General features: G+C 70.5%; 11 protein-coding genes. 4 read left to right on the forward strand and 7 right to left on the reverse strand.

Features of this window, described 5'->3' with window-relative positions:
* Window positions 1-60: 60 nt before the first annotated feature.
* Window positions 61-858 carry an LLM class F420-dependent oxidoreductase gene (locus FHS07_RS14730; RefSeq protein ID WP_183420637.1) on the reverse strand — a complete coding sequence of 266 codons (798 nt, stop codon included), beginning with the start codon at window positions 856-858 and terminating at the stop codon, window positions 61-63.
* Window positions 859-905: 47 nt separating this feature from the next.
* On the opposite strand from FHS07_RS14730, the gene FHS07_RS14735 reads away from it, so the two are divergent.
* Window positions 906-1,907: an o-succinylbenzoate synthase gene (locus tag FHS07_RS14735; protein WP_183420638.1), complete on the forward strand. Its 1,002-nt coding sequence runs from the start codon at window positions 906-908 to the stop codon at window positions 1,905-1,907.
* Here the strand turns inward: FHS07_RS14735 and FHS07_RS14740 are convergent.
* Complete coding sequence (locus FHS07_RS14740) at window positions 1,894-2,520, reverse strand: TetR/AcrR family transcriptional regulator (RefSeq protein WP_246383607.1); 627 nt, start codon at window positions 2,518-2,520, stop codon at window positions 1,894-1,896. The two genes, FHS07_RS14735 and FHS07_RS14740, sit on opposite strands and share 14 nt — an antisense overlap.
* Window positions 2,521-2,637: 117 nt before the next feature.
* Here FHS07_RS14740 and FHS07_RS14745 point away from each other — a divergent pair, with 117 nt between their 5' ends.
* From FHS07_RS14745 to FHS07_RS14755, 3 genes are all read left to right on the forward strand, one after another.
* A complete protein-coding gene (locus tag FHS07_RS14745) occupies window positions 2,638-5,538 on the forward strand; it encodes an MMPL family transporter (RefSeq protein WP_183420640.1) in 2,901 nt (966 codons plus the stop codon).
* Entirely contained in the window at window positions 5,535-7,877 is a 2,343-nt protein-coding gene (locus FHS07_RS14750) for a YhgE/Pip domain-containing protein (RefSeq protein ID WP_183420641.1), read from the forward strand. Before FHS07_RS14745 ends, FHS07_RS14750 begins: the two co-directional genes overlap by 4 nt.
* A gap of 831 nt (window positions 7,878-8,708) precedes the next feature.
* Window positions 8,709-9,011, forward strand: a complete 303-nt coding sequence (locus tag FHS07_RS14755; RefSeq protein WP_183420642.1) for an endonuclease domain-containing protein — start codon at window positions 8,709-8,711, stop codon at window positions 9,009-9,011.
* A gap of 240 nt (window positions 9,012-9,251) precedes the next feature.
* Here the strand turns inward: FHS07_RS14755 and ccsB are convergent, their stop codons facing one another.
* Genes ccsB through FHS07_RS14780 form a run of 5 tightly spaced genes read right to left on the reverse strand, consistent with a single transcriptional unit; the run spans window position 9,252 to window position 14,030 of the window.
* Window positions 9,252-10,259, reverse strand: a complete 1,008-nt coding sequence (ccsB, locus tag FHS07_RS14760) for a c-type cytochrome biogenesis protein CcsB (RefSeq protein ID WP_183420643.1) — start codon at window positions 10,257-10,259, stop codon at window positions 9,252-9,254.
* Between the two features lie 4 nt (window positions 10,260-10,263).
* A complete protein-coding gene (gene resB / locus FHS07_RS14765) occupies window positions 10,264-12,057 on the reverse strand; it encodes a cytochrome c biogenesis ResB family protein (protein ID WP_183420644.1) in 1,794 nt (597 codons plus the stop codon).
* On the reverse strand, window positions 12,038-12,784 hold the full coding sequence (locus FHS07_RS14770) for a cytochrome c biogenesis protein CcdA (protein ID WP_183420645.1): 747 nt from the start codon (window positions 12,782-12,784) through the stop codon (window positions 12,038-12,040). Before FHS07_RS14770 ends, resB begins: the two co-directional genes overlap by 20 nt.
* Window positions 12,781-13,386: a TlpA family protein disulfide reductase gene (locus FHS07_RS14775; protein ID WP_183420646.1), complete on the reverse strand. Its 606-nt coding sequence runs from the start codon at window positions 13,384-13,386 to the stop codon at window positions 12,781-12,783. The genes FHS07_RS14770 and FHS07_RS14775 overlap by 4 nt, the downstream gene beginning before the upstream one ends.
* The gene (locus FHS07_RS14780; RefSeq protein WP_183420647.1) at window positions 13,386-14,030 is read right to left on the reverse strand and encodes a histidine phosphatase family protein; all 645 of its coding nucleotides are present in this window, start codon (window positions 14,028-14,030) and stop codon (window positions 13,386-13,388) included. Before FHS07_RS14780 ends, FHS07_RS14775 begins: the two co-directional genes overlap by 1 nt.
* Window positions 14,031-14,039 lie beyond the last annotated feature (9 nt).

The raw sequence follows: 14,039 nt of genomic DNA on the forward strand, positions 1-14,039 counted from the left end.
GATGCACCCCTGCCGGACTCACCCTTCGTGGCGTGGCAGCAGGCTAGCGCCCCGCCTGGTTCACGCGTTCTTCGCGTCGCGCCAGGTCAGCCAGCGCTCGATGAGGGAGTAGTCCCAGTCGGGGCCGGAGAAGCCGAGGGTGAACAGGCGCGTGCCGGCGTCGAAGAGCGCGTCCGCCACGGTCTCGTCGCGATCCTTGAGCTCGTTCGAGACGATCAGGCCCGACAGATCGCGCCCCTCGGTCTCGGCCCACTTCTCGATGACACCGAACTTATGGGGCAGGTCGTCGGGTGCGACGAAGCTGTGCCAGATGTCGGCGTGGCGGGCGACGATGCGCAGCGTCTTCTGTTCGCCCTTGCCGCCGATCATCACGGGGATGCCGCGGGTGGGCGCAGGGTTGAGCTTGCCCCAGCGCTCGACGACGCGGTCGAGGTCGGTGGCGAGCGCGTTCAAGCGCGAGCCCGCGGTGCCGAAGTCGTAGCCGTACTCGTCGTAGTCGCGCTGGAACCAGCCCGACCCGGTGCCGAAGATGAAGCGGCCGGTGTCGCCGCCCTTCTTGCTGATGTGGTCGATCGTGCGGGCCATGTCGGCCTGGAGGTCGGCGCCGCGGTAGCTGTTGCAGTTGACCAGCGCACCGAACTCGACGCGTTCGGTCTGCTCGGCCCAGGCCGCCAGCATCGTCCACGACTCGAAGTGCTCGCCGTCGGGGTCGCCGTAGAGCGGGAAGAAATGGTCCCAGTTGAAGAGGACGTCGACACCCATCTCCTCCAGCCGGAGGACGGCGTCGCGGATGTCGGAGTACTGCACGTGCTGCGGCTGGATCTGGACGCCGAGCCGGACCGGGGTGTCGAAGAGCATTCCGCCAGCCTATTCCGGGCCACCGGCACCGGGGCCAGGATGGGGACATGAGCACCACGCCCCTCCCCCCGCTCGCCGACGTCCTCGCCACCGCACGGGTGGTCGCTCTTCCGCTGGCCGCACCGTTCCGCGGCATCCGGACCCGTGAAGCCGTGGTGTTCGAGGGACCGCAGGGGTGGACCGAGTTCTCCCCCTTCACCGAGTACGCCGACGTCGAGGCGGCGACCTGGCTTGCCGGGGCCCTCGACTTCGGGTGGGAGCCTGCGCCGCCTGCGCGGCGCGATGCGATCCCGGTCAACGCCACGGTGCCCGCCGTCGCGGCATCCGATGTCCCTCGCATCCTCGCCCGATACGACGGATGCCGCACCGCGAAGGTCAAGGTGGCCGAGGCGGGGCAGACACTCGCCGACGACGTGGCGCGCGTCCGGGCGGTGCGCGAGGCCATGGGACCGGAGGGGCGCGTGCGCATCGACGCCAACGCCGCGTGGAACGTCGACGAGGCCGAGCGCGCCGTGCACGCTCTCTGCGAATTCGACCTGGAGTACGTCGAGCAGCCGTGCGCCGAGATCGACGAACTCGTGCAGCTGCGGGAGCGCATCGCCTACCTCGACATCCTGATCGCCGCGGATGAGAGCGTGCGCAAGGCCGCCGACCCGCTGCTCGTCGCCCGCGCCGGCGCCGCGGACCTGCTCGTGATCAAGGCACAACCGCTGGGAGGGGTGCACGCGGCGATCGACATCGTCGGGCGGGCGGGGCTGCCGGCGGTCGTCTCGAGCGCGCTCGACACCTCGATCGGGCTCTCGATGGGCGTCGCCCTCGCCGCAGCCCTGCCCCAGCTGGACTTCGACTGCGGGCTCGGCACCGCCTCACTGTTCATCGAAGACGTCGTGGCATCCCCCCTCGTCGCCCGGGGCGGCCTGATGTCGCTCGAACGCCCCCGCCCCTCGTCCGCCGACCTCGACCGCGTGGCCGCCGACGACGAGCGCCGCGACTGGTGGCTGGCGCGACTTCGTCGGTGCTACGACCTTCTCGAGGTCACTCGAGGATGAGCCCGACCACCTGCGCCAGCCGTTCGGCCAACCCCGCGCGCGACAGCGCCGGCGCTTGACGGGTGAGCAGGGCCGTCTCGGATGTGGAGATCCACACCGAAAGCAGCAGCTCGGTGGCGACGTCGGCGGGCACGCGCATCGCCAGACCGCGCGCCTCGGCGATGTCGCGCACGAGCTGCGTGACGCTCTCGCCGAGCCCCTGGTTCAGCGCGAGGTACGCCTGGGCGAATTCGGGATTCCGAAGGGCCTGCAACCTCGTCTCGGCCCCGAGCAGCACGTCGAGACGGTCCTCACCCGTCGCCTCGAGGACTTCGTGCACGAGTTGCCGGACGTCGCCGGCGGTCTCGAGACCGCGATCCTCGATGGAGGTGACCCGATCGCGGACGGCGGCGATGGTGATCTCGGCCGACCGCGCGCACAGCGCCAGGAACAGCTCCTCCTTCGAGGCGAAGTTCGAGTAGAACGCGCCACGGGTGAACCCGGCGCGTTCGCAGACGGCCTCGACGGATGCCGCGTCGATGCCGACCTCGGCGAACATCTCGGCCGCGGCGTCCATCAGACGGATGCGGGTGTTCTCGCGGCGCCGCGTCGTCGCGGGAGCGGAATCGGTCATCCGCGACCTCCTGTCCTCGGGTGACATCCAGGTTCGGCGCCACCATCTCGGACTACGATACATTGATGTATCCGATACGGTGATGTATCGACCCGTTCACCGATCGTGGGAGCCACCGTGTCGACATTCCTGTACACCCTGGGTCGCTGGTCGTTCCGCCACCCGTGGCGCGTGCTGACCGCCTGGTTGCTGGTGCTCGTCCTCGCCGGGGGCGGGGTCGCGCTCTTCGCCAAGGGCACCGACAACACCTTCACGATCCCCGGCACCGAGTCGCAGGCCGGTCTCGAGATGCTCGAGCGCACTTTCCCCCAGGTGAGCGGGGCCAGCGCCGAGATCATCGTCGTGGCTGCAGACGGCGCGAGCGTGCGAGACCAGGCATATCAAGACGCCATAGCGACGACGACCGCAGACATCGGCGGGCTCGACTTCGTCGAGGCCGTCAACGATCCCTACGACTCGCGCATCTCCGGCGGCGTCGCCGACGACGACCGCGCGGCCATCGTCCGCATCCAGTTCTCCGGCGAGGCCACGGCCGTCCCGCAGGCCACAGAAGACGGGCTGCGAGAAGCAGCGACCGCGCTCGGCTCCGCCCTGCCCGCGGGCTCGCAGGCCGTGCTCGGCGGCCAGCTGTTCGCCTCCGAGATCCCCGGAGCCTCCCTCACCGAGGCGCTCGGCGTGCTGATCGCCGCTCTCGTTCTGATGATGACGTTCCGCTCGTTCCTCGTGGCCGGCATGCCGCTGGCCACCGCGATCCTGGGCGTCGCCCTCTCGATCGGGCTCATCTTCATCGCGACCGGCTTCGCCACCGTGTCCGCGACGACGCCCCTGCTGGCGGTGATGCTGGGGCTGGCGGTGGGCATCGACTACGCCCTCTTCATCGTGTCGCGACATCAGGACCAGACCCGGGCGGGAATGGATCCCGAAGAGTCGACCGCGCGCGCCGTCGGCACTGCGGGATCGGCCGTCGTCTTCGCCGGCATCACCGTGCTCATCGCCCTCATCGGGCTGAGCTTCGCCGGCATCCCGTTCCTGACGACGATGGGCATCGCCGCATCGGTCGCGGTCGCGATCGCGGTGTGCGTCGGGCTGACTCTGACCCCGGCGCTGCTGGGCTTCGCCGGCCACCGGGTGATGGGCTGGGGGTACAAGCGACCCAAGAAGCGCGACCGGAGCGCCCCCGCCGACGAAGGCCCCGCCGAGGCCGCGCAGGCTGCCGCCGAGAGCGAGCAGAAGGCCGCGACCGCGGCCATCCGAGCGCAGCGCAACGGACCCGCGAAGCGCTGGGTGGGGCTGGTGACGCGGCGTCCCGTGGTCACCACCGTCGCCATCGTCGCACTCCTCGGCACCGCGGCGATCCCCGCCGCATCGCTCGCGCTCACGCTCCCCAACGCCGGACAACTGCCCGAGGGCGACGAGGCCCGCGTGGCCTACGAGCTGACCGACGAGTACTTCGGGCCGGGCGCCAACGGCCCGCTCATCATGACCGGCACCATCGTCACGAGCAACGACCCGCTGAACCTGATGACCGACATCGGCGACGAGATCGCCAAGATCCCCGGCGTCGCCGAAGTCGCCCTGGCGACGCCGAATGAGACCGCCGACACCGGCATCGTGCAGATCGTGCCCGAGACCGCGCCCGACGACCCGCGCACCGCAGACCTCGTCCGCGAGCTGCGCGCGCAAGAAGACCGCCTGTACGACGAGTTCGGCGTGCGCCTCCTGGTCACCGGATACACCGCCGTCACGATCGACATCTCCGACCAGCTCGGGGCGGCGCTGCTGCCGTTCGGCCTCTTCGTGGTCGGCCTGTCGCTCATCCTGCTGATGATCGTGTTCCGCTCGATCTGGGTACCCCTCACCGCGGCGGGCGGCTATCTGCTGTCGGTCGCCGCCGCCTTCGGCGTGGTCGCGGCGGTGTTCGAATGGGGGTGGTTCGCCGACGCGCTGCACGTGGCCAAGGTCGGCCCCATCATCAGCTTCATGCCGATCGTCGTGATGGGAGTGCTCTTCGGCCTCGCGATGGACTACCAGGTATTCCTCGTCTCGCGCATGCGAGAGGACTACGTGCACGCCGATCGCGAGGGACGCTCACCACGTGAGGTCGCGCTCGGCGCCGTCCGCAGCGGGTTCGCGGCGTCCGCCCGCGTGGTGGTCGCCGCCGCCGTCATCATGTTCGCCGTCTTCGTGGCGTTCGTCCCCGAGGGCGACTCCAGCCTCAAGCCCATCGCGCTCGGCCTCGCCGTCGGGGTCGCCGTCGACGCCTTCCTCGTGCGCATGACACTCGTGCCCGCCGTACTCGCCCTGCTGGGCGACAAGGCCTGGTGGATGCCGCGCTGGCTCGACCGACTGCTGCCCAAGTTCGACGTCGAGGGCGAGGCCGTCGAACGCGAAGTGCGACTCACCGACTGGCCCGCCGAACCGGCGATGGCCGTCGCCGCCGACGATCTGCGCACGGTCCCGGCCGCGGATGCCGAGGAGCCCGTGTTCCGCGACGTCTCTGTGCGTCTCGGGTACGGCGGGACCCTGCTGGTCACGGGCGAGACGCCCACCACCCGAACCCTGCTCCTCGCTGTGGCCGGGCGCCTGTCGAAGATCGAGGGCAAGCTGCGCGTCGACGGGTTGCTCGTGCCGGAGCGCGCGGGCGCCGTGCGGGCGCGCGTCGGCGTCGCCCTGCTCGACGATCCCGCGACCGCCGGTGCCGAGGTCGTCCAGGCGGTCAGCGGCGGGACGCGCATCGTCGTGTTGTCCGACATCGATCGCCTCGACGACGATGCCCGCGACGAGGTCGCCCAGGTGCTGCGTCGGGCCGCGACCGCGGCGCGCGAGCGATCCGATGACGCGTCGTCGCCCTTCACCCTCATCGCCTCGGCGCGCGACGAACGCCGAGCCCTCGCCCTGCTCGCCGAGGCGCAGCGGCCCGATGTGGCATCCCTCGCCCTCCCGACCCTGCGCCGTCACCGTCCGAGCGAACCGGCGCAGCCGGAATCCTTCGCCGATATCTCCGAGGTGTTCGCATGACTCTCTCCGTCGAGCGCTCCCGCTCACGCCGCCCCGTCACCTGGCTGACGCTGACCGGCGTCCTGCTCCTGCCTGCCGTCATCGGCGGCATCCTCGTCGGCGCGTTGTACGACCCCACCGACCGGCTCGACAACATCACGGCCGCGATCGTCAACGACGACAAGGCCGTCGAGCTCGACGGTCAGCTCGTTCCGCTCGGCCGTCAGCTCACGGGCGGACTGGTCCAGGGCGCCGATGATCAGCCGAGCAACATCGACTGGGTCATCTCCAACGACGAGGACGCCACGGCGGGTCTCGCCGACGGCACCTACACCGCCGTCGTCACCATCCCCGAGAACTTCACCGCCGCCTCGCTCTCCACCCGCCCCGGAGAAACCCCCGAGAAGGCCACGATCGACGTGCAGACGGCGCCCGACGCGCGCGTCGTCGACGGCGCGATCACCGCGCAGTTGGCATCCACCGCGTCCAGCGTCTACGGCAGCGAGCTGTCATCGCAGTATTTGAAGAACGTGTTCCTCGGCTTCACGACGCTCGGCGACCAGCTCGGTCAGGCAGCCGACGGTGCGCACCAGCTCGCCGACGGCGCCTCGCAGGCCGCCACCGGTGCAGACGGACTGCAGGACGGCGTCGGGCAACTCTCCGACGGCGCCGGCGCGCTCTCCAGCGGCGTCGGTCAATTGGCCACGGGGGCCGACCAGCTCTCGAGCGGCGTCGGCCAGCTCGCCACCGGTGCGGGGGCCCTCTCGAACGGTGCGGGCCAGCTCTCGGCCGGGGCGGGCCAGCTCTCCGGCGGTGCGAATCAGCTCTCGAGCGGCGCGACCGGACTGGCCGACGGCGCCGATCAGCTCGCCGGAGGTGCCACCCAGCTCGCCACCGGTACGCGTGACGCCGCGGCCGGAGTCGGAAGACTCGCCGGCGGCGCTGACGGCATCGCCGAAGGGAACCGCCAGCTCGCCGACCAGGTCGGACAGATCGCCGACGCCATCCCCCCGGGCTTCGAGCAGGCCGCGAACGACGTGGCCGCCGCCGCCCCGCAGGTCAACGACGCGCTCGTCGCCGCCGCGGCCGATCTGCAGCGCCTGGCGGACGCCTGCGATGCGAGCACCAGCCCAGAGCTGTGCGAGCAGTTGCGTGTCGCCTCCGACCGGGCCGACGCCGCGCTCCCCCGTGCCCAGCAGACCGTGACGGACATCGGGCAGATCGCCCGACAGGCGGCCCAGCTCCCCGCCGGCGTCCGCACCATCGCCGAAGCCAACGCGCAACTGGCAGACGGGGCCGCGAGCCTGGCCGTCGGCGCGCGCGACGCCGAGAGCGGTCTGAACACGATCGCCGGCGGCATCGACGGCGTGGCGACCGGCGCGACCGGCCTCGGCGACGGCGCGCGACAGCTGGGTACCGGTGCGAACGCGGTGAGCTCCGGAGCCTCGCAACTGGCCGGAGGACTCCTGCAGACGCGCGACGGTGCGGCGCAGCTCGCCACGGGGGCGCAAGGTGCGGCAGGCGGTGCCTCCCAACTCGCGACGGGCGCGCAGGGTGCCGCCGACGGAGCCTCCCAACTCGCGACCGGAGCGCAGGGCGCCGCCGACGGCGCCGGTCAACTCGCCGACGGCGTCGACCAGGTGGCATCCGGAACGACATCGCTCGCCGACGGCCTCGACACCGCGGTGTCGCAGGTGCCGACCTACACCGACGCTGAGGCGGCCACCCTCGCCGACGTCGTCGCCGACCCCGTCTCCGCGACCGGAGCGAGCGATTCCCTCTTCGGCCTTGCGGCGGTCCCCCTCCTGGCGATGGCGGTGCTGTGGTTCGGCGGACTGGCCTCGTTCGTGGCGTTCCAGGCGGTCTCGGCACGGGCGCTGACAAGTCGCCGCCCCTCCGCGCTCGTCGCACTGCGAGGGTTCCTGCCGGCGGCCGGCGTCGGCGCCGCGCAGGGCCTGCTGGTCGCTGCGGTGGTGCAGGTGGCATCCCGCTATGACTGGGGCGACTGGGCCCTCTTCGCCCTGATCTGCATCGCGGCGGGAATCGCCTTCGCAGCCGTGCACCAGGCGCTGGTAGCCGTGTTCGGCGGCGCCGGTCGCTGGGTGGCCGCCGTCATCGGCGCACTCGCGCTCGGAGCGACGATCGTCTCGACCGTGCCTCCCGCCCTCGCCGCGGCCGCCGCATTGATGCCCACCGCGCCGGTGTACGACGCGATGCTCGGTGCCCTGTCGTCATCGGGCGGGGTCGCCGCCGGAATCGCCGGGTTCGTCGTCTGGGCCGTGGTCTCGCTGATCGTCACGACGCTGATCGTGGTGCGTCGGCGCACCACGTCCGCCCGCGCCGCAGCACTCCCCGCCTGACCCGTTCGGTCCCTGCCGTCCCACGGCGCTGTCCGCGCCGTGGGACCGCAGCGCCGTGCCGCGCCGCGCCGTGCCGCGCCCTGTTGAGTGTCCAAGACTCGCCGCATCCGGCGAACTGCAGCGGCATGTCCTGGACACTCAACACCGGTGCGCCGCGTGGGCAGACCTCCTCCACAACACGCCCCTCCACAGGCAGGAGGAGTCAGCGGGCGCGTGCGTGGGCCGGTGGTGTCGGATGGCGCAATGAATCCTCGTCCTCTCCCTCCAGAGCTCGGAACGGTCTTCCACGTCCGCGACGCCGACAGACTCGGCGTGACCCGGAGGAGACTGTCCGCTCGTGACGTCTGCGCGCCGTTTCCCGGCGTGAGGACCATGAGAGAAGACGAACCCCTCGAGTCCGTTCGCGACCGCTGCCGTGCCTACCTGCCGAGAATGACCGGCGGGCAGTTCTTCAGCCATGAGACGGCGGCTGTGCTGTGGGGGATGCCGCTTCCGTTTCGGCACGGGCCGTCTCTCCACGTGAGCGCTTCCCCGCCTCTGCGTGAACCCCGCACTCGGAATGTCGTCGGGCACCGACTGGTCATGCCGCAGGACGGGGTGACGCTACTCGATGACCTGCCGGTTGCGACCCGGGTCGAGACCTGGGGGCAGCTGGGGGGCGCTCTGAGGTGGGAAGACCTGGTGGCAGCAGGCGACTGGCTTCTCGCCAGGGGTGACCCGTTATCCGATCTCTCCGAAGTGGCACTGAGGGCCAGGCGCCGCGGAGCGACCGCGCTCCGCCACGCAGTCGGGTCCGTTCGTCCCGGGGCGGAATCGCCTCGCGAAACCGCCGTGCGCCTGATCCTCGTGCAGGCCGGGTTGCCTGAGCCCGAGCTGAATTGGACACTGCGTACGGGCACCGGTGCGTTCGTGGCGCGACTCGACATGGCCTGGCCCCCGCACCGAGTGGCGATCGAGTACGACGGCCGACAACACGCCGATCCCGACCAGTTCCGTCGCGACGCGGACCGATGGAGGGCCATCAGCGCTGAGGGATGGACGCTCGTCCGGGTACTCGCCCACCACCTCGAGACGCCCCATCACGGCATCGTGACACCCGTTCGGCGCGCCCTGGACCAGGCTCGCATTCGTTGAGTGTCCGAGAAACGCCGGCAGCGCCCCGCGCACACGGCGTGTACTGGACGCTCAACCGGGGCGAGAGGGCGCGGGGAAGCAAGGCCGCGGGTTTCGTTGAGTGTCCAGGAAACGCCGCTCCCGATCCGACGGTGCGGCGTGTTTTGGACGGTCGACGAATGGATGCCCGCGCGAGCGCGAGCCGGCGCGCACCGCACATCCACCCGCGGCGCACGAGCGCGCGGACAACGTCGGTCGCGCTTACGTCGTCAGGCCGCTGTAGGCGTGCAGGCCCTTGAAGAAGACGTTGACGATCGTGAAGTTGAACAGCACCGCGGTGAAGCCGATGATCGACAGCCACGCCGAGCGGGTGCCGCGCCAGCCGCGGGTCGCGCGGGCGTGGATGTACCCGGCGTAGAGCACCCAGATGACGAACGTCCAGACCTCTTTGGTGTCGAAGCCCCAGAAGCGACCCCACGCGTCGTTCGCCCAGATAGAGCCGGCGATGAGCGTGAAGGTCCAGAAGATGAAGCCGACGATGGCGAAGCGATAGGCGAGCGACTCCAGGGCGTCGGCCGACGGCACGGTGCGCAGGAAGCTGCGCTTCGGCTCGGCATCCGCCGGCGCCTCCGCGAGCTTGCGCTCGCGCCGCGCCTGGATGAGTTGCACGACCGACAGGCCGAAGGCCAAGGCGAACAACGCCGTCGCAAGGCTCGCAACGAATACGTGGACGACGAGCCACACCGACTTCAACGGATCGGCCAGCGGCACGACCTCGACGTGGAAGGCGAGCGTCGCGCCACCGAGCAGGAGCACCGCGAGCCCCGTCATGAGCGAACCGAGGAAGCGCAGGTCGTAGCGAGTGAGCACGGCCAGGTAGACCGCGATGATGAGCAGCAGACCGGTCAGCGCGAACTCGTACATGTTCGACCACGGCACACGCTCGGCCGCGATGCCGCGCAGGACGGTCGCGACGAGGTGGAACACGAACCCGAGCGTCGTCAACACGGTGCCCAGCCGCGCCCACAGGTAGCGCGGCTTCGTCGCAGAGGCGGATGCCGACGACCCGCCGCCCGCGGAGATCACTCCCCCGCCGCCCGCGGTGACGAGCTCGCGCGCGACGACCTCGTCCTTCGCCTTCAGGGCGAGGTCGGAACGACGCGCGAGGTCGATGGCGTAGGCGATGAACGCCAGCACGTAGATGGCGACCGCCGTCCACACCAAGAGGAGGGAGATCTCGTCGAGGAGAATCGGATCGGTTCCGGTCATGGTCTCAGTCTACTTTTCCGGTGTCGGGCTGGCTCGGGGAAGGTGTGGGCGATCCGGCCTCGGGGCCGGTCGGTCGCGGGTCGGCGTCGGTATCGGGCCGGCTCTGCGAGGGCAGGGCCGTGCCGTGCTTCTCGACGAGCTGATCGACGGCCGCGGCAAGGGTCGGGTCCTCCCCGCGTGCGAGGCCCGCGTACTCGATCGACACCCCGTTCGCGGACGGGGTGGCCTTGACCCACATGCGTCGGCGCGGAACGAACAGCGCCGCGAGCAGTCCGAACAGCGCGAGCAGGGCGAACGCCAGCACCCAGGGTCCCGCCAGATCGCGATGGATCGACAGCGACGCGAAACGCTTGACCGACCCGTCGTAGCCGGACGCGCCGGCCGGGGCCTCGTTCTCGAACGTGATGGTGCCCAGGCCGTTAGGGAGGTCCGCCGTCTGACCGGGCATGAGCTGCAGAGCCGGATTGCCGCTGTCGCCACCGGCGATCTGGGTCATGCCCGAGGGGTCGAGGGTGTACACCGAGCGGGGCGTGCCGTCGTCGATGCCGAGGTCGCCCTCGTAGACACGCAATGTCAGCACCGGGTACTCGAGGTCGCCGTAGGTCGAGGTGAGCGCCCCCGAGGGCAGCACGTCCATCGTCGGATAGAAGAAGCCGAGCAGGCCGAGCTGTTCGGGCAGTCCGTCGGCGACCTTGATGACGCCGAGCGAGGTCATATTGGCATCCTGCGGGAGGAAGGCGACCGAATCGTGGAACACCTCTCGGCCGTCGGCGTCGCGGATCGTGACGGTGGGCGCGTACCCGTTTCCGAGGAGGTAGACGCGGTCTCCGCGCACGTCGAGCGGGTGGTTGACGCGCACCTCGCCGTCCTGCGGGTCGCCGCCCGGAGCCTGGGTGGTCACGTGCGCGACGAAGTCACCGGCTTGCCCTGAGCCGGGCTGTCCGGGAGGCACGTAGCTCACATCGAACTGATCGAGCGTCATCGAATACGGCGTGAGGGTGTCGCCGCTGACGAAGCGGCCCGGGTTGAACGAGGAGTAGTCGAGCAGGCTGTTCGCGAACGCCTGACCTTCCACGAGCACGCGCTGCCCGGTGTAGGTGAATCCGCCACCCACACCGACAGCGACGAGGACGCCCACGAGGGCCGCGTGGAAGACGAGGTTTCCCGTCTCCCGCAGGTAGCCGCGCTCGGCCGACACCGAGAACGTGCCGCGACCGTCGTAGCGCGCCACCCGGTAGCCGCTCTTTCGCAGCTGAGCTGCGGCGGTGTCGACGGCGGCGGATGCCGCGGCATCCGGGTCCCCGTCGACCGCGATCGTGCGGGTGCGGTGATCGTCGAGGCGCGACAGGCGCGCGGGGGTCCGCGGCGGCTGCGAGCGCAGGGCTTTCCAGTGATGCTTGGTGCGGGGCAGCACGCAGCCGATCAGCGAGATGAACAGCAGCAGGTAGATGGCCGAGAACCACGGCGAGGTGTAGACGTCGAAAAGGCTCAGGTTGTCGAGCACCGGCGCCAGATCGGGGTTGTCGGTGAAGTACTGCGTCACACCGTTGGGATCCGCGGTGCGCTGCGGCACGAGCGAGCCGGGTACGGCGGCGATCGCGAGCAGCAACAGCAGCACGAGGGCGGTGCGCATCGACGTGAGCTGACGCCAGCCCCAGCGCGCCCATCCCACGACACCGAGCTGCGGCTGGGTGATGTCGTCGGATTCGGATGCCGCGGCGGAGTCGGCGTGGTCGGACGGACGCAGAACGCCGTCCGTGGGCTCCCGACGCGACGGGTCAGAGGGGGAGCTGGACACCGCTCATCACCCCCTGCAGAGACGACATCCACGCGCCCCAGACACCGGTCACCATGGCGAGGCCGAGAACGATGAGCAACACTCCGCCGACGATGTTGACGGCGCGGATGTGCGTGCGCAGGAATGCGACGGACCGGGTCGCCCACCCGAAACCGAGGGCGAGGAGGAGGAACGGGACGCCGAGGCCCAGCGAGTACGCCAGCCCCAGCAGGGCGGCACGGCCGGGGTCTCCGAGGTTGTACGACACCGACAGGATGGCCGTCAACGTCGGTCCGATGCACGGCGTCCACCCGACGCCGAGGGCGATACCGAGCAGCGGCGCCCCGATGAGACCGAGGTTGCTCTTGGCCTGCATCTTCACCGACCGCTGCGCGATACCGAACAGGCCGATGAACACGAGCCCCATCAGGATGATCACCACGCCGAGGACGCGCGTGATCACGTCGCCGTAGCGGGTGAAGAACGCCCCCGCGGCACCACCGAGCACATTGAAGGCCATGAACACCACAGTGAACCCGGCGATGAACAGCAGGGTACCGCCCAGCAGGCGACCCCGGCCGGCGGATGCCGAGCCCCCGCGGGGAGCGACGGCACCGCCGATGTACCCCAGGTAGCCCGGTACGAGCGGCAGCACACAGGGCGAGAGGAACGAGATGAGGCCGGCCGCCAGGGCGATGGGCACGGCGATCCACAGAGCCCCGTCGAAGACGAGGGCTCCCGGATTCACGCGTCCTCCGCGACCAGGGTGCGCACGATCGCCTCGAGGATCGAGGCCTCGGGCAGTTCGCCGACGATGCGCGCCGCGACGCGCCCCTGCTTGTCGAGCACGAGGGTGGTCGGGGTGGCGTTCAGCGGCGTCTTGTCGTTGAACGCGAGCTTCAACTCGGCGTCGTTGACGGCCATCGCACTCGGGTAAGAGATGTCGTGGTCTCGCGCGAACGACTGCGCGGTCGAGGGCTGGTCGTAGGTGTTGATGCCGAGGAAGGCGACGTCCTGCCCCTCGAAGGCCTTGTACGCCTGTTCCAGGCGCGGCGCCTCGATGATGCACGGGCCGCACGTGGCGTACCAGAAGTTCACCACGAGCACCTTGCCGTCGTAGTCGGCGCTCGACACGGCGGACCCGTCGTCGAGCGTGCCGGCGAAGTCGACGGGCTCCCCGCGGCGGTCGGCCGGGATCTCAGCGGTCTGGAAACCGTTCGCAGCGATGTAGCCCTTGTTGTCACCGGCACGGTACTGGTCGGCGAGCGGGTCGGCGGTGCAGGACGCAAGGCCCATCACGAGGGCCGCAGCGGCGGCCACAGACCCCGCGGCGGTGAGGATTCGGCGCATCACACGGCTCCTACGTCGACGGCTCCGGCGGTGGATGCCGGCTCGGCGTACGCCACCTCGACCCAACGCGTCGAGCCGTCGGCGCCGTCTCGCCGCTCGAAACTCGTCACGCTCGACAGCGCGCACCGGCGCTTGCGAGGGTCGTGGCGGGTGGGTTGGTGGGAGAGGGCGAGGTGGGTCACCCAGATCGGCAGCTGGTGCGAGACGACGACGACGTCGCCCGAGGGCACCCGTTCCCAGGCGTCGGCCATGGCATCCGTCACCCGGGCGACGATGCGCTCGTAGGGCTCGCCCCAGCTGGGCACGGCAGGGCTACGGAGGTGACGCCAGTTGAGGGGGTTGGCGAGCGCCTGCTTCATGCGCCGTCCCTCAAAGACGTTGGTCGGCTCGATCACCCGGTCGTCGATGTACGCCTCGATGCCGAACATCTCGGTGAAGGGCTCCGCGGATTCGCGCGTGCGCTGCAACGGCGAGACCACCAGCGCGCTGACGGGCCGGTCGAGCGCGTGAACGTATTCGGCGGCCTGGCGGGCCATCTGCCGTCCGGCGACGCTGAGGCCGAATCCGGGGAGCCGACCATAGAGCACGCGACGGGGGTTGTGGACCTCTCCGTGGCGCACGAGATGCAGGCGATCGGCGGTCACGAGGCCAGT

Origin of the sequence: Microbacterium proteolyticum (assembly GCF_014192415.1) — a bacterium.
Classification (GTDB): Bacteria; Actinomycetota; Actinomycetes; order Actinomycetales; family Microbacteriaceae; genus Microbacterium; species Microbacterium proteolyticum.